12 protein-coding genes and 3 pseudogenes are annotated in these 16,044 nt (G+C 62.4%); 8 read left to right on the top strand and 7 right to left on the bottom strand.

The window, feature by feature from the left end; all coding sequences use genetic code 11:
- Nucleotides 1-479: NnrS family protein (locus tag G3436_RS00650; protein ID WP_163940323.1), on the top strand; the 479-nt coding region annotated here is incomplete at its 5' end.
- Between the two features lie 16 nt (nucleotides 480-495).
- Here G3436_RS00650 and G3436_RS00645 read toward each other — a convergent pair.
- From G3436_RS00645 to G3436_RS28195, 6 genes and pseudogenes are all read right to left on the bottom strand, one after another.
- The gene (locus G3436_RS00645) at nucleotides 496-1,053 is read right to left on the bottom strand and encodes a lipocalin family protein (protein ID WP_163940321.1); all 558 of its coding nucleotides are present in this window, start codon (nucleotides 1,051-1,053) and stop codon (nucleotides 496-498) included.
- Nucleotides 1,054-1,176: 123 nt separating this feature from the next.
- On the bottom strand, nucleotides 1,177-3,684 hold the full coding sequence (locus G3436_RS00640) for a TonB-dependent siderophore receptor (RefSeq protein WP_163940319.1): 2,508 nt from the start codon (nucleotides 3,682-3,684) through the stop codon (nucleotides 1,177-1,179).
- A gap of 123 nt (nucleotides 3,685-3,807) precedes the next feature.
- On the bottom strand, nucleotides 3,808-4,725 hold the full coding sequence (locus G3436_RS00635) for a FecR domain-containing protein (protein ID WP_178116266.1): 918 nt from the start codon (nucleotides 4,723-4,725) through the stop codon (nucleotides 3,808-3,810).
- A gap of 121 nt (nucleotides 4,726-4,846) precedes the next feature.
- Nucleotides 4,847-5,344, bottom strand: coding sequence for a sigma-70 family RNA polymerase sigma factor (locus tag G3436_RS00630; RefSeq protein ID WP_163940315.1), 498 nt, complete (start codon nucleotides 5,342-5,344; stop codon nucleotides 4,847-4,849).
- A gap of 152 nt (nucleotides 5,345-5,496) precedes the next feature.
- Nucleotides 5,497-6,798: pseudogene (locus G3436_RS00625) on the bottom strand (MFS transporter); the annotation flags it as partial.
- Between the two features lie 126 nt (nucleotides 6,799-6,924).
- Nucleotides 6,925-7,842 (bottom strand): LysR family transcriptional regulator, encoded by a 918-nt coding sequence (locus tag G3436_RS28195; RefSeq protein WP_163940312.1) that lies wholly within the window; start codon nucleotides 7,840-7,842, stop codon nucleotides 6,925-6,927.
- A gap of 119 nt (nucleotides 7,843-7,961) precedes the next feature.
- Here G3436_RS28195 and G3436_RS28415 point away from each other — a divergent pair, with 119 nt between their 5' ends.
- The 4 genes and pseudogenes from G3436_RS28415 to G3436_RS00605 all read left to right on the top strand — a co-directional run bounded on the left by G3436_RS28415 (nucleotide 7,962) and on the right by G3436_RS00605 (nucleotide 9,996).
- Nucleotides 7,962-8,387, top strand: coding sequence for a hypothetical protein (locus G3436_RS28415; protein WP_338001179.1), 426 nt, complete (start codon nucleotides 7,962-7,964; stop codon nucleotides 8,385-8,387).
- The gene (locus G3436_RS00615; RefSeq protein ID WP_338001178.1) at nucleotides 8,288-8,620 is read left to right on the top strand and encodes an aldehyde dehydrogenase family protein; all 333 of its coding nucleotides are present in this window, start codon (nucleotides 8,288-8,290) and stop codon (nucleotides 8,618-8,620) included. The genes G3436_RS28415 and G3436_RS00615 overlap by 100 nt, the downstream gene beginning before the upstream one ends.
- A gap of 10 nt (nucleotides 8,621-8,630) precedes the next feature.
- Nucleotides 8,631-9,307: pseudogene (locus G3436_RS00610) on the top strand (type 1 glutamine amidotransferase domain-containing protein).
- Nucleotides 9,308-9,378: 71 nt separating this feature from the next.
- Nucleotides 9,379-9,996, top strand: a complete 618-nt coding sequence (locus G3436_RS00605) for a glutathione S-transferase family protein (protein WP_163940308.1) — start codon at nucleotides 9,379-9,381, stop codon at nucleotides 9,994-9,996.
- 469 nt (nucleotides 9,997-10,465) lie between these two features.
- On the opposite strand, the gene G3436_RS00600 is transcribed toward G3436_RS00605, so the two are convergent.
- Complete coding sequence (locus tag G3436_RS00600) at nucleotides 10,466-11,455, bottom strand: proline dehydrogenase family protein (RefSeq protein WP_338001177.1); 990 nt, start codon at nucleotides 11,453-11,455, stop codon at nucleotides 10,466-10,468.
- A 322-nt stretch (nucleotides 11,456-11,777) separates the two neighbouring features.
- On the opposite strand from G3436_RS00600, the pseudogene G3436_RS00595 reads away from it, so the two are divergent.
- From G3436_RS00595 to G3436_RS00585, 3 genes and pseudogenes are all read left to right on the top strand, one after another.
- Nucleotides 11,778-13,636, top strand: a pseudogene (locus tag G3436_RS00595) (ABC transporter ATP-binding protein).
- A gap of 31 nt (nucleotides 13,637-13,667) precedes the next feature.
- Nucleotides 13,668-14,873 (top strand): chromate efflux transporter, encoded by a 1,206-nt coding sequence (gene chrA, locus G3436_RS00590; protein ID WP_163940306.1) that lies wholly within the window; start codon nucleotides 13,668-13,670, stop codon nucleotides 14,871-14,873.
- Between the two features lie 187 nt (nucleotides 14,874-15,060).
- Nucleotides 15,061-16,035, top strand: a complete 975-nt coding sequence (locus tag G3436_RS00585) for a DUF1852 domain-containing protein (protein WP_163940332.1) — start codon at nucleotides 15,061-15,063, stop codon at nucleotides 16,033-16,035.
- Nucleotides 16,036-16,044: the final 9 nt, after the last annotated feature.

The following is a 16,044-nucleotide window of genomic DNA, read 5'->3' as shown; positions in this document are numbered from 1 at the left end:
CGCCACGCCGGTGGCTCGGGCTGCTGTTCGCGGCGCTGGCGGTCGGGCATGGCCTGCGTCTGCTGCGCTGGCATGATCGCGGGGTGTGGGGCGTGCCGTTGCTGTGGTCGCTGCACCTGGCCTATGGCTGGTTGGCGCTGGCGTGCCTGGGAATGGCTGCCTGGCATCTGGGGGTTGCACTGAACCCCAGCCTGGCCGTGCATTGCCTCACCATCGGCGCCATGGCCGGGTTGGTGCTGGCGATGATCGCGCGGGTCAGCCTGGGCCACACCGGGCGCGCGCTCGAACCGCCTGCGGGCATGACCCTGGCGTTCATCCTGCTCAACCTGGCCTGCCTCAGCCGCGTGCTGCTGGTGGTGTGGCTGCCACTGGCGGGGGTGTGGCTGGCAGGGGTGTGCTGGGTGCTGGCCTTTGCCCTGTACACCTGGCGCTATGCGCCGATGTTGCTGCAGGCCCGGGTGGATGGGCACCCGGGGTAGGTGGCTGCGTTGGCTGTCACGGCACGCGAGGGCCGTCCTGACGCCAGATCAGCGCGTGGGTGTCGTAGCCCTGCTGGCGAGCAATGGTCAGCAATTGGTCCCGCGTCTCGCGGCTGACGCTCGGGGTTCTGGACAGCAGCCACAGGTATTCGCGGTTGGGGTGGCCCACCAGCGCCACGTTGTAGGCCGGATCGTGATAGATCACCCAGTAGTCGCCTTTGGTCAGCCCAGGCAGCAGGCGGCTGAACCAATTGTCGAACTGCACCCACAGCTTGTCGGTCCTGCCTGGCTGCTGGGGCTCGGCGCTGCCCCGCGCCTCGGCCCACTGGCCATCCTTCTCCAGGCAGCGGTTGGTTACGTCGATGCGTCCATCCTCGCGCAGGCCGTAATGCGCCTGCGACTGTACGCAGTTGCGCTGGAAGAACATCGGCAGCCGCGCCTGCTCGTACCAGGTGCCCTGGTAGCGCTGCAGGTCCACCTGCATGGTGGTGGGGGGCTGTCGATCACTGGAACTGCTGCAGCCGGCCAGGGCCAGTGCGAGACAGGACAGCAGCAAGCGGGTAGGTATCGCCATGGGAAGCCTCCAGGGTAGCGGCGCAACGGCACCGCTCACCTGGTATTGGAGGCACGCTTTGTTCAAAAGTTGTATCGGTGGAGCGCTTGCAAGGGCAGGTGCTCAGCCCCGCCGCGCTGTCGATCAGAACGAATACTTCACGTTGAACATCACGTTGCGCGGGTTGCCGTAGTACACCGAGTTGTAGTTGCCGATCCCGCTGTAGTACGCCTTGTCGAACAGGTTGTTGAGGTTGGCGGACAGCTTGAGCTGCTGGCTCAGGTCATAGGCCGCCATCAGGCCGACCACGCCGTACGCATCCTGTGTGAACGCGTGGCTGGGCAGCGGCTCGTCGGTGACCTCGTCGACAAAGCTGTCATCGATGAAGTAGGTGCGGCTTTGCCACTGCCAGTTGCCGCCCACGGTCAGCTTGTTCAGCTCGGCCGGCAGGCGATAGCTGGTGGCGACTTTCAGCAGGTGCTGCGGCTGGTTGGTGGCCACGCGGTTGTCGTCGGCGTCGTAGGACTCCTGATAGACGTAACCTGCATTGACGTTCCAGTCCGGCATGATTTCGCCCGACATCTCCAGTTCCACACCGCGGGTGTTCGCGCCCTGGATGGGGCGCATCACCTCGTTGCCGAACGGACCGGTCACGCCGGTGGTGACGGCCAGGTTGTCCTGTTTGAGCTCGAACAGCGCCAGGCTTGCGTTGAGCCGGCGATCGAAGTATTCGCCCTTGATGCCGACTTCATAGCTCTGCCCGGTCAAGGGCTCCAACGGCTTGTTGTCGGCGCCCTTGTTGTAGGGCTGCGGCTTGAAGATATCGGTGTAGCTGGCATAGACCGTGTGGTGGTCATCCAGGTCGTAGGTAACGCCGGTATAGGGGATTACCTCCCCACTGTTGCGGGTGGCCGTGCGGATAGGCCTAGGGCGTATCGCATTGACGTTGTCCAGGCTCCATTCGTAGTCCGTCACCCGGGCACCGACGATGAGGTTCAGCGCATCGCTAGGCTTGAGCACCACCGCCGCGTAGCTGACCTTTTGCGTGGTCTCGATATCGAACGTCGACCACCAGGCCCAGTCGGTGGGGTAGGCGGCGTTGTTGTTCCAGTCGAAGGCATTGGGCACCTTCAGGTCGGTGCTGCCATCGGTGCGGTTCGATTGTGCCGTGGTGTGGGCGTAGTTGTAGCCCAGTACCAGGTCGTGGCTCCTGCCCAGCAACGTGAACGGGCCCTTGGCATAGACATCGAGCGACTTCTCGTCGGTATCGGTGTTGAACTTGGCCGATCCGCCCGGGTAATAGCCATGGGCAACGCTGTTGTCATTCTGATCGACATGCGCAGTGGCCAGGCCCGCGATGATCTCGCGCGATGCATAGTTGCGGTAGCTGGCAGTGGCCTTCAACGACCAGTCGTTGTCCAATTGCTGCTCGATGCTGGCAAAGGCTCGCTGGGTCCGATGATTGCGATAGGCCCACTTGTCGGCTGGGTTGGTGGAGCGCGAGAACCGCACCGGCTGGCCATTCTTGTACAACGCCGGCAGGTGGGTGGTGGAGCTGGCGTCGTTGTTGTTCTCCTGATATTCGTAACCGACGCTGACTAGCGTGCTGTCAGACAGGTCCCCGTCAAGCACCCCGTAGAAAATGTTCTGTTCGTTTTTCTGGTAATCGATATACGTGTGCTGGCGCTCTGTGGCCGCCACGAAGCGGCCGCGCAGCGCGCCGCTTTCGATCAGCGGCCCGGACAGGTCCAGTTCGGTGCGGTAGTGATCCCAGGAACCCGCGCCTGCTGCCACATGCCCCTGGAACTGCGCGGTGGGGCGTTTGCGTACCAGGTTGATCACGCCTGAGGGGTAGCCGATGCCGTTGACCAGGCCGGTGGCGCCCTTGAGCACCTCGACGCGGTCGTAGATCACCGAGTTGGTGATGCTGTAGTTGTCGCGCAGGTTGCCGGCGTCGGTGCTCAGGCTGGGTACACCGTCGTACTGGAAATTCTGGATCTCGAAGCCACGCGAGTAGAAGGTGTAGCCCTCGGAGTTCTCGCGGTTGACCGTGATGCCTGGGGTTTGCTGCATCACCTCGGACAGGTTGGTCAGGCCCTGGTCATCCATCTGCTGGCGCGTGATCACGCTCACCGACTGCGGCGTCTTGCGCAGCGACAGGTCAAGGCGCGTGGCCGCGCTGGTCTGCCCGGTGGTGTAGGCGCCGCTGCCTTCGGTGGTGCTGCCCAGGCTCCAGGCGCTGTTGATGCTGGTGGCGCCCAGTTCGATGTTGCCGGCGGAGTGGGCCGGCAAGGGCACCAGGTACAGCGTGGTGGTGTCGCTGCGGCCAAAGGTGAAGCCGCTGCCTGCCAGCAGTTGTGCCAGTGCCTGGTCAGTGGAGTAGTTGCCCTTTACCGGCGCGCTGCGCAGGTCGGCGTCCAGGTTGCCGTCGAGCATCACGTTCTGCCCGGTCTGCTGGCTGAACATCAACAGCGCCTGGCGCAGTTGCTGCGCGGGAATGTCGAACGGTTTCTGTGCCGTCACCGTTGCAGGGCTTGGCGCTGCGTGCTGGGCCAGTGCCGGCTGCGCCAGCAACGCGCAGCTGATCGCCGCACTCAGCGCGGACACGCGCCAGCATGAACCCTGGTTCAACAACGTCTGGGGTGTTGCCATTTGCTTTGACTCCTCGGCAGTACGGCTTCGCACGTTTGCGAATCGCTTTCATCTGCAGGTGATGACGCACGAGGTGATCAAATGTCTGATGGGGCGCGGCAACTTTTTTTTCAGCCGGCAGGCTCACGCGGTGCGGATGATGGTGAGCAGATCGGTGTAGCGGTTGACCTGGATGGGCAGCGTGCGCGCCAGCACATCGAGCATCTGCTCGGGGCGATGGCGATTGAAGATCACGCTGACCGGGCGCGTGGCCAGGCGCTCGTCGGCAATGAAGATGCGTCCCTCGCGCCAGCGCTGCACATGCTGCACGACCTTGGCCAACGGGGTATTGAAGAACACCAGGCTACCGCTGCGCCATGCCATGAGCTGGTCGAGTTCGGCCTGCTGGATAGGGCCCAATGCGGTGCGGGTGAAGGTCAGGCCTTCGCCCGCGCTCAACGCTGCCCGCTGGCCAGGGATTTCGACTCGTGCGGTGCGCGCACTGACCGCAAGGTCGGCACTGCTGCCCTCGCACGACAGGCAGAAGGCGCCTTGCTCGCTGATGACCGCACCGGCATCGGTGTCGATGCGCAGCGGGCGGGCATCGGCCGCCACGCTGCAATAGACCTCGCCGCGCAGCAGGCGCAAACGCCGGGTGGCGCCCGAAAAATCGAGGTCCAGGGCGGTGTTGCCGGCCAGCTCGATCACGCTGCCGTCGGCCAGCCGCTCGGTACGGGTTTCGCCCACCGCCGTGTGCAGGTCGGCAAATGACAGGTTTTCGCCCTTGAACCACAGCGTTGCGCAGCCGGTGGCCAGCGCAGCGCTGCAGGCGGCCATGCCCAACTGGACGAAGCGTCGCCGCGACACGCCGCGTGCCGGCGCGGGTGCCGGTGCTTTAACCGCGGGCAAGGCGGCCGACAGAATCCAGATATCCTCAAGCTCGGCATACGCCTTTGCATGCTGCGGGTCGGCCTGCATCCATTGCCGCCATTGCTCGCGCTGCGCCTCGCTGGCCGAACCTTCGAAGATCAGCGCAAACCAGGCGCAAGCCTGTTGCGTCACGACGTCCGCAGCGCGATCGCGCGCTGTGCCTGGCGGTTCGGGAGGGAAGGGAGGTTCAGCCATGGGTCCAGTGGTTATCCGAGTACGACGTTGTGCTGCGCAGGCGCATGATAATCCAAACTCACTCGTGCATGCCCAGCTTGAGCAACTCGAGTGCGCGGACCATGCGACTGTAGGCGGTCTTGGAGGAAATCCCCAGGCGCTCGCCGATTTCCACGTAGGTCAGCCCCTCGCCGCGAGCCAGCAGGAACACTTCGCGGCAGGGGGCGGGCATGCGCGCCATCACGCGGTTGAGGGTGGCCAGCTGGTTTTGCGCGATCACTGTGCGCTCCAGGCTGGGGGTCTTCTGCTCCAGTGCCTGCAGCTCGGTGGGCTCGACCTCTTCACCCTTGCGATGGCGCTCGCGGCGCAGGTAATCGATGAACAGGTTGCGTGCGCAGAGGAACAGGTACGCGCGAAAGTTATCGATCGGCGTGCGGCCCAACTGCTCGGAAAGGCGGATGAAGGTTTCCTGGGTCAGGTCGGCAGCGGTGTCCTTGCAGCGAACCTGACGACTCAGGTAGTCCTGAATTTCTTCGCGGTGAGCGAGGTACAACGCCTCGAGGTCTGCGCTTGACACGGAACACCTGTGGGTCGGGGAACAGAGAGCGCAGGAAGATAACAGGAATGAATATCATTTAATACTGTGGGTGTGTTCGAGCCGGGTGGCCCCGGTGCGGCCGCTCGGTCTTTGGCAGCGCACCGGTTGATAGGGGGGGGGGGCTCAGCCACCCGTGCCGCAGGGCGCGGGTTTGACGGCGGCCTGGCCATTGACGGCATCGGCCATGGGCGGTGATCCTGGGCGGCCTGCATCAGGTCTTCGGTCAGGCGCAGCTCGGCGCCGGTGGGCGAGAAGGTCGCCGAGGCGGTGAACGGTGCCGGGTTGGTTGGCACTGGACGCTTGCCGCGCCGCCAGACGAAGAAGGTCACCATGCTCAGATTGACCACCGCGAACGCCCAGAACAGCCCGGCTTCGCCAAGCGAGGTCATTACCGGCGAGATCATCAGCGGGCTCATGGCAGATCCCAGCGAGTTGATCAGCAGCAGGCCCTGGATCATCGGCACCAGCGCCTCGGGGGATGCGCGGTCTGCGGCATGGCTGACCGCCACCGGGTAGAGCGCGAACACGCCGCCGCCGAGCAGGAACAGCAGCACCGCCAGCGTTGTGGCCGACAACGGCAGCAGCACTACCGCCACCGACAGCGCGGTGCACACCGCAGCCAGTACGGTAAGCACCTCCAGGCGATCCCTGCGGTCGGACCAGCGCCCTACCGGGTACTGCAGCAGCATCGCGCCAAGGATCGTCCAGGCCATCATGTTGCCCACCTCGCCGACATCGTGGCCGATGCGTTGCAGGTATAGCGGCAGCAGGGAATAGACGGCTGCAATGGCAATGCCGGAGCCAAAGCAACCCACCAGCCCGGTGGGTGTCACGCCCAGCAACTGGCGTGGCTTGAGTGGCTCGACCTGTTCGAGCAGTGGCGATACCCGCGGCAGGATCACGATCGGCAGTACCGAGAGCGACGCCAGCATGCCGGCCACCATGAACGGTGCGGTGTCGCCCCAACCGGTGATTTCGCCCAGGGTTGCCTGGCCCAGCACCCCGGCGCCGTACAGCGCAATCATGTACAGCGCGAGCAGGCGCCCGCGGATCTTCGCGTCGCCGGCCAGCAGCAGCCAGCTTTCGATGACCAGAAATACGCCGACCGTGGCCCAACCATTGATCAGGCGCAGCACGAACCAGCTCCAGGTGTCATAGAACATGCCCTGCAGCAGGATGGTCACGCCGATCAGCGAGGCGAAGCTGCTGTAGGCGCGGATATGGCCGATGCGCAGGATCAGCCGGTCATTGAACAGGGCGCCCAGGGTCAGGCCGATGAAATAGGCCGACGAGACGATGCCGATCAGCGTGGCCGACTCACCGGCGGCGCCCAGGCGCAAGGTGGTCAACGACGACAGCACGCCGTTGCCCAGGGCAACGATGAACAGGCCGAGCAGGGGGGCCAGCGCCATGGCCAGCAAACGCGGAGACATAAAAACCTCGAATGAGCGATCGCCAGCGCGGCAGGCCCGTTGATGGCGTACTGGGTCGGTGACTGACGAAAAGGACGCGCGATTTTAAGCGCTGCGCAGTATTTGCCAAGGGCCAGTGCTGCGACGTTAGGACGCAGTGCCTGGGGCCTGGGCACGCCGGTTGCCCCTGAGCCGCCACAGCAAGGCCTGGCGGGCGTGCGCCACCCGAGGTTGGCGCAGTGCGCTGGGCGTCCAGATCAGGTGATAGTCACGGCTTGAATGGCCCACCGGTGCCGGGATCTCCTTGAGCTCACCTCGGCCAATGTGTGGCTTGCACAGGTAGGCGGGAAGGGCGCTCCAGCCGTACCCGTCGATCAGAAGCGTACGCAATGCACGCAGGTCCTGGCCGACCATGGCGGGCATCGAGGTGGTCATTTCTATGCTGTTGAGCGCCAGCCAGGCGTCAACCAGTGGCAGCGTGAGGCTATAGGCGAGGATGGGCTCGGCCTCGAGTGCGCTGACGAATTGCTGTGCCGCCACCAGTCGCTCCACCACGGCTGGCGCCGCCACCGCGATAACGTCATCGGTATACAGCAATTCGCTGCGTAGGCGCGGATCGTCAGGGCGCGCAGCAGAGACCCCCAGCTCGCATTCGCCTTCGATCAGCAGGCGGCAAATCGATTCGTGGTTGCCACTTTGCATCCGAATGCGGATGCCATCTTCGAGCAGGGGCCTGAGCTGCCTTGACACGACTTCGGCCAGAAAGTCCGCGTGACCCACGATCTGAAGAGCGCCCGCCAGCTCAACCGAGCGAGCCCTTGCGTGGGCCAGCGCGCGCTCTGCATCGTCGAGCTTGTCGCCAATAGCCGCAGCCAGTTCCTTTGCGGCCGCAGTGGGCTCCACGCCACGCGCCTGCCGATCGAACAGACTTCTGCCGATAGCTGCCTCGAGGCCGGAAACATGCTGGGAAACTGCAGGTTGGGTGAGGTCAAGGGTGCGCGCAGCACCGCTGATGGAGCGTTGCCGAAATACCTCTACAAATGTCCGCAGCCTGACCAGCGACATGATTGCCCCATAAAATTATTTATACCTGACCCAAAATACCCTTTCTAGTCACTTGGGCGCCAGCGCCCTAGGATGCCTGCACGCACTCAGCCATGCACTGTTGCCCAGGAGCGTTGGAGATGACCTATCAGCCCGACGCAGACGACCTGCACGTCATTCTGCGCACCCTCAAGCGCGCACACCTGGCCGCCGGGCCTGCCGATGCGATGGTGCGAAAAGACCGGCTGCTGCGTGCAGCACGCCTGATTCGCGAGAACCATGACGCCATCAGCGCCGACTTCGGTAATCGCAGTATTTATCAGTCGATGATTGCCGACCTGGCCACCCCGTTAAAAATGCTCGAGCACTCGGCAGACCACGTGGCGCAGTGGATGACGCACTGCTGCCTGTCGAAAGCCCGGGGCCGGTCAAGACCTACCGACACGCCGACGAACCGGTTGCCTACATCAATGCCCATCCGCGCCCGCTGGCGGCCTATTACTTTGGCGATGACGCGGATCGACAGCAGCAGTTCATTCGTGAAACCACCTCCGGCGGCGTGGTGATCAACGATGTCATGACGCACGCCTCGCTCGACAGCCTGCCGTTTGGCGGGGTGGGGGCCTCGGGCATGGGCGCCTATCACGGCCTGCATGGTTTTCGTCGCTTTACGCATGCCAAGCCGGTCGTGGTGCAGAGCCCGGATGGGGCATCGAATCTGCGCTTGCGTGCGCCGTATGGGGATAAAACACACGCGCTTGAGGCGTTCTTCAACGACCAGGCCAAACCGCAACAATGAGGAGTGAGCAATGAAAGTCCTGATGGTTCTGACATCGCACGATCAGTTGGGTGATACCGGCTTGAAAACCGGCTTTTGGCTCGAAGAGTTCGCGGCCCCTTACTACGTGTTCAAGGATGCGGGTGCCGAGGTGGTACTGGCATCGCCTGCGGGCGGCAGCCGCCGCTGGATCCGAAAAGCGCATTACCGGACTTCCAGACCGAAATGACCCACCGGTTCAACGCCGACCCGGTTGCGCAGAAGGCCTTGGCGAACACCGTCAAGCTCGATACGGTCAGCCAGAGCGACTTTGACAGCGTATTCTACCCAGGTGGACATGGCCCGCTGTGGGACCTGGCCGAGTCGCCTGTCTCCATCCGCCTGATCGAGTCGTTCGAGCGTGCCGGCAAGCCTGTCGGGTTGGTATGTCATGCGCCAGGGGTGCTACGTCACGTCAAGGCGGCAGACGGCTCAGCGCTGATCAAAGGGCGACGCGTCACCGGCTTCACCAACGGCGAGGAAGCTGCAGTGGAACTGAGCGCGGTGGTGCCGTTTCTGATCGAGGACGAGTTCCAGAAACTGGGTGGGCTTTACCACAAAGGGCCGGACTGGGCACCGTTCGTGATCGAGGATGGCACGCTGGTCACCGGCCAGAACCCGGCAAGCTCCGAAGGCGTTGCCAAGGCCCTTGTGGCCCAACTGAAGTAACCGCTCAACGTGCCTGAACGCCTCGCGGGTGTCAGGCATTGCGCGGCTGCCACTCATTATCGAGACCCATCATGATCACCCTTCACCACCTCAATGCGTCCCGCTCGCTGCGTATCCTCTGGCTGCTGGAAGAGATAGGCGAGCCCTACACGCTGGTTCGCTATCAGCGTGATCCGGTGACCCACCTGGCGCCAGACTCGCTTAAAGATGTTCACCCACTGGGCAAGTCGCCGGTGATCGAACTTGATGGCCAGACGCTGGTTGAATCGGGCGCCATCGTCGAGTACCTGATCCGCCGGTTTGCGCCGCGCCTGGAACCCGCGTTCGGCTCGGCGGAGTATCTCCAGTACCTGCAATGGATTCACTTTGCCGAAAGCTCGGCGATGGTGCCGGTGCTGCTCAAGGTGTTTACGCAGTTCGAGGCGAAGGCCGGTACGCAGCTGACGTTCTTGAATGGCTATACCCAGACCGAGTTCGCCAAGGTGCTGGGCTATCTGGACGGTGCGCTTGCGGGCAAAACCTTCATCGTGGGCAACACATTGTCCGGCGCGGATTTCATGCTGGCCTTCGTCGCCATCACGGTGGTCGAGCAGTTGGGGGCAGGTGCACAGTATCCTCATCTGGCTGCCTATCTGGAGCGCCTGGCGGCACTGGACAGCTGGAAGCGCGCATTGAAACTGGAGCAGTAGAATCGCCATGTGGCCATGGTTGGGATCGGCACGCAGGACGCTATTGGAATCGATGAGATACCTGGCCAGGGTCTTGCCCAAGCGCATACTGGGTGTGGCTGCCCTGGCGCTATTGGTTGTGGCTTTCATCTACGTGACGTCGGACTCGTCATCAGAATCTGTATCGAGAGCGAACATGGCGGCATAACGTTCGCGCAGATCGATCTTCCCTGCATGCTCTGCTACGCCTCTTATGTCTATTCACCTGGGCAAGTACCCGAACATGACAGCGCGCAATACGCAGCGGTTACGCCCATGTCCGGGCACTGGTACTACGTGAATCAAGGTATCTGAGCCAGGCGACGTATACGGTGTCGCCGCCGCTTCGCCGAGTGGGCAGCCCGTCAGCGCACAGCGATGCTTCCCTGCGATTTCGCGCAGGGAAAGGGCCGTGATCACTGCTCAGGCCAAGCCAATCCTTTGCAGGTTGTCAGAGCCCGACAAGCGCTCTGGCGAGGTGGCCTGCGATAGCGGGGTTCTCGTTCAGTCGGCGGGTGCTGTAGCCGTACCAGTCGCTACCAAAGGGGACATAGATGCGCACGCTGAACCCCATGCTCGATACCTTGTCACGCAAGGGCTCGCACACCCCCAGAAGCATCTGGAATTCAAACTGGCGGGTGCCGATGCCGAGTTCCTGGGCCAGGGCAATGACGTGCTCGATCAGTACCCCATCATGTGTGGCCACGGCGACGAAGCTGCCAGCGCTGAAACAGTGCCTGACGTGCGCCAGAAAATGCGTGTTGATGGCGCTGCGGTCGTGCCAGGCGCCGTTCACCAGGTGCGATCGCTCCTCCACATAAATACCCTTGCAGATACGCAGCGTGGCGGGTTTGCGTGTGAGCAGCTGCACATCTTCGTAAGTGCGCTTCAAATACGCCTGCAATGCCAGCCCTACATTGTCATGGTCTGTGCGCAGGCGGGTGAACAGATCGATTTCCTTTGTGGTGCAGTGCACATCTTCCATATCGATGCAGACGGCATTGTTGCACCCCTCTGCGGCTTCAACGATGCGCTCGGCGAGGCGTTCGCACTGCTGCCTGTCGAAGAGCAGCCCAAGTGAGGTCGGCTTGATTGAAATGCTCGCATCCAGTTGGTTGGCGCGAATCGCTTCAAGCACCTGCATGTAGTCGAGTGCTGTCTGTTCAGCCTGGTGTGGCGTGCAAACAGCTTCGCCCAGCACGTCGAGCGTCACACAGAAGCCTTGTGCATTGAGCTGTTTAACGCGCGCAACGGCTTCGCCGAGCGTGGCGCCAGCAATGTAGCGTCGGGATAGTTTCTGGATAATTGCACGGGGAACGAAAGGGATGGCACGGGCCATCAACACGTTGAAAAATTGCATATCAAAATCCTGGATGAAAAGCAGCCAACCTCCGCGTTTTTGCGCCAAAGCGTCGAAAAACCACGGACGAAAAAAAGCCACCACTCCCTTTTGGGAGCAGCATGAGTCAGCAGACGCATGGCAGCAGCGTCTACAAGGGGCTTTAGTTGACCAGTGGGGGCCAGGCGGCGGCGTGCATGTTTTTTCCAGGTGTTTGCGCACGTCAGCGGTTACTGACGGCTCTCCCATTTTCCAAGCTTTTTTGCAGCGCTTGGTAGGGGGAGCAGATGTATAGCACAAACCAGCATCAGGTTGCTGGATATCGGCGATTGCCCGATGCGTGCCGAGCCAGCCATGTCGCAAATCCCTCAACGCAACAGTTCGGTGGCAAAATCTCCTGAATTTGATCGTTTTGGAGACCACCATGCTTCGTGCTTTTGAACGAAGGCTCGACCCTTTTCCTCCGGACGAGGTACCACCGCCACCGACGGGGCTGGCTCGCTTCCTGTGGGCGTGCACACGCGGCGCCCGTGGCTACATCCTCGCGTTTGCGCTGCTCAGTGCCGGCGTGTCGATCTATGAGGCCTGGCTGTTTTCGTTCCTCGGCCAGGTGGTAGACCTGCTCGCGACCTGGCAGGCCGGTGGCGAGGCGGCGGCGCAGGAACGCCGCGTGCTGTGGGGCATGGGGATCGTCATGGTGTGCAGCGTCGGGCTGGTGGCATTGCGCACGATGGTGCAGCACCAGATATTGGCGATAAACCTGCCCTTGCGCCTGCGCTGGGACTTCCACCGCTTGATGCTGCGCCAGAGCCTTTCGTTCTTTTCCGACGAGTTCTCCGGCCGGTCACCACCAAGGTCATGCAGACGGCGCTGGCCGTGCGCGACCTGCTGTTCACCCTGATCGAGATCGCCCCCGGCATCGGTGTGTATTTCATTGCGATCATCGCGCTGGCGGGTGGCTTTGCGCTGAAACTGATGCTGCCATTCGTGGCCTGGGTCGTGTTGTTCGGGCTGGCCATGCTGTACTTCGTGCCGCGCCTGGGTAAAGTCGGCCAGGAACAGGCCAATGCGCGCTCGATGATGACCGGGCGTATCTCCGACGCCTACACCAACATCACCACGGTAAAGCTGTTTTCTCATTCCAACCGTGAAGCGCACTTTGCCCGCGCGGCGATGGAGGACTTCAAGCAGACCGGCTTTCGCCAGATGCGCCTGGTCAGCCAGTTCGAGATCGTCAACCAGGCGTTGGTGGTGGGGCTGATCATGGCCGCAGGGGGCTATGCCCTGTGGCTGTGGCACCAGGGCGAGGTGGGCGCGGGTGCCGTGGCGGCAATCACCGCGATGGCGCTGCGCATCAACGGCATGTCGCACTGGATCATGTGGCAGATGACCTCGCTGTTCGAGAGCATCGGCACCGTGCAGGACGGCATGGCAACGCTTTCGCGCGGGCCCAAGGTCAAGGATGCGCCGGATGCAGGTGTGCTGGCCACCACCGGCGGTGCGGTGGCCTTCGACAATGTGCGCTTCAACTACAACGGCGAGCGCCAGGTACTCGATGGCCTGAGCCTGACCATCCGGCCGGGTGAAAAGATCGGCCTGGTGGGCCGCTCCGGCGCGGGCAAGTCCACGCTCATCAACCTGTTGCTGCGCTTCTATGACATCGACAGCGGGCAGATCCGCATTGACGGCCAGGACATCTCACAGGTGACGCAAGACAGCCTGCGCAGCGCCATCGGCATGGTCACTCAGGACACCTCGCTGTTGCACCGTTCCATCCGTGACAACATCGCCTACGGCCGGCCCGATGCCAGCGACGAACAGATCCGCAGCGCCGCGGCCAGCGCCCAGGCCGACGAGTTCATCAGCCAGCTCAGCGACCGCCAGGGCCACACTGGCTACGACACCCTGGTGGGCGAGCGCGGCATCAAGCTCTCGGGTGGCCAGCGCCAGCGCGTCGCGATTGCCCGCGTGATGCTCAAGAACGCGCCGATCCTGCTGCTTGACGAGGCCACCAGCGCGCTGGATTCGGAAGTCGAAGTGGCCATTCAGGAAAGCCTCGACCAGATGATGAAGGGCAAGACCGTGATTGCCATCGCCCATCGGTTGTCCACCATTGCGGCCATGGACCGGCTGATCGTGATGGATGCCGGGCGCATCATCGAACAAGGCACCCACACCGAACTGCTGGCGAAAAACGGCATCTACGCGCAGCTGTGGCACCACCAGAGCGGCGGGTTCCTGGGTGAGGACCGCGGGGTCGCCGAGGTGATGGATCAGGTGTGAGCGTGAACGGCAGGGGCTGAGGCAGGCGAACATGACCGACACCGTGCAGCATGACCGTAGCCCTTGGGCGGTTTTCCTGATTTTTCTGCGCCTGGGCCTGACCTCATTCGGCGGCCCGATCGCTCATCTGGGCTTTTTCCGGGAGGAGTTCGTGGTGCGCCGACAGTGGCTGAGCGAGCGCAGTTATGCAGACCTGGTTGCCCTGTGCCAGTTTCTGCCGGGGCCGGCGAGTAGCCAGGTTGGCATTGCGCTTGGGCTGTGTCGCGCAGGCTACGCTGGCGCGCTGGCAGCGTGGATGGGCTTCACGCTGCCTAGCGCTTGCGCCTTGATCCTCTTCGCGCTGGGCATCGCCCACTATGGCGATGCCCTGCCTGCTGGCGTGCTGCACGGCTTGAAGGTGGTAGCCGTGGCGGTGGTCGCGCAGGCGGTGTGGGGGATGGCGCGCACCCTGTGCCCTGATGTGCCGCGCATCTGCCTCATGGTGGCAGCGGCTTGCGTGGTGGTGCTTGTACCGTCGGCCGTGGGGCAGGTCGGGGTCATGGTGGCGGCCGCGATCATCGGCCTGCTGCTGTTCAAGCCGCAGCGCGGCGAAGCGCACGACCCACTGCCCATAAGCCTTGGGCGTCGAGCCGGGCTGTTCTGGCTGACGCTGTTCTTTGCCTTGCTGCTTGGGCTACCGCTGCTGGCAACGGTGTTCCCGCACCAGATGCTGGCGAGGGTGGATGCCTTCTATAGAGTCGGCGCGCTGGTGTTCGGTGGCGGGCATGTAGTGTTGCCGCTGTTGCAGGCAGAAGTGGTGCCGTCGGGCTGGGTCGACAGCGATGCGTTCCTGGCCGGCTATGGCGCTGCGCAGGCCATGCCGGGGCCGCTGTTCACCTTTGCGGCGTTTCTCGGCGCCTCGATGAACCCGGCGCCCAGCGGTTGGCCTGGAGGTTTGACCTGTCTGCTGGCGATCTTCGCGCCGTCGTTTCTGCTGGTGATGGGCGTCTTGCCGTTCTGGGAGCGTCTGCGCCGTAATGCGCGCATCCAGGCGGCATTGCTCGGCATCAATGCGGCGGTGGTCGGGCTGTTGCTCGCAGCGTTGTATCAGCCGGTGTGGACGGGTGCGATGGATGCCCCACAGGACGTGGCGCTGGCCTTGGCGGCGCTGGTGGCGTTGATGCGCTGGAAGTTGCCGCCGTGGCTGGTGGTGCTGGGCAGCGCTGTGCTGGGCGGGCTGTCAGGGGTTGCGCAGTAGGCTGCGCCACGCGTTGCAACCCAAGTCCACGCACAACTGCCACGACACGCCAGAGTAGACCCGAATCCATCATGAGCGGAACTAAAGTTGTGCGCAAATAATATGAGTTTGCCGCATGGTTGCCTGCGCCTCACAATCCACCTCATTGAATTCAGGTTTTTCTCAGGGATTAGGGCGTCAGATCACCATGAGCAACGATTTTACCTTTGCTATCAAAAGCATCCGTTTCGATGAGCATTATCAGCCGTCGGGCAATACGCGCATCACCACCAACTTCGCCAACCTGGCCAGGGGTGAAAGTCGCCAGCAAAACCTGCGTAATACCTTGAGGATGATCGACAACCGCTTCAATGCCCTGGCGCATTGGGACAACACCAAGGGCGATCGTTACGCCGTCGAGCTTGAAATCATTTCCGTTGAGATGAACGTGGGTGTTGAGCGAAGTGCCAGCGCCATTCCGTTGATCGAGATGCTGAAGACGACTGTTGTCGATAAGGAAACCAACGAGCGGATTGATGGCATCGTAGGCAATAATTTTTCCTCCTACGTGCGCGATTATGATTTCAGCGTGGTGTTGGGGCGCAGCAAGGGGCAGTCCGAATTCAGTACGCCGGAAGATTTCGGGAACCTGCATGGCAAGCTGTTCAAGTGCTTCGTGAACTCAAGCGCTTACCGCGAGCATTTCAACAAGGCGCCGGTCATCTGCCTGAGTGTGTCCAGTAGCAAGGTCTACCATCGGACTGAAAACAAGCACCCCGTGCTGGGTGTCGAGTACCAGCAGGATGAGTATTCGTTGACCGATGAATACTTCAAGAAAATGGGCTTGCAGGTTCGCTATTTCATGCCGGCGAACAGCGTTGCGCCGCTGGCATTCTACTTTACCGGTGACTTGCTGGGTGACTACACCAACCTGGAGCTTATCAGCACCATCAGCACCATGGATACCTTCCAGAAGATCTACCGGCCAGAGATCTACAACGCGAACTCTGCCGCTGGGAAGTCCTATCAGCCCAGCTTGCAGCACCAGGACTATTCACTGACGCGCATTGTCTACGATCGAGAGGAACGTAGCCGGCTGGCGGTTGAACAAGGGAAGTTTGCTGAAGAGTACTTCATCAAACCCTACCAGGCTGTTCTTGAGTCCGCTATTGGCGCGCTTTGATCACACAAA

Source organism: Pseudomonas brassicae (assembly GCF_010671725.1).
GTDB lineage: Bacteria > Pseudomonadota > Gammaproteobacteria > Pseudomonadales > Pseudomonadaceae > Aquipseudomonas > Aquipseudomonas brassicae.
This window is presented reverse-complemented; position numbering and strand designations above follow the sequence as displayed.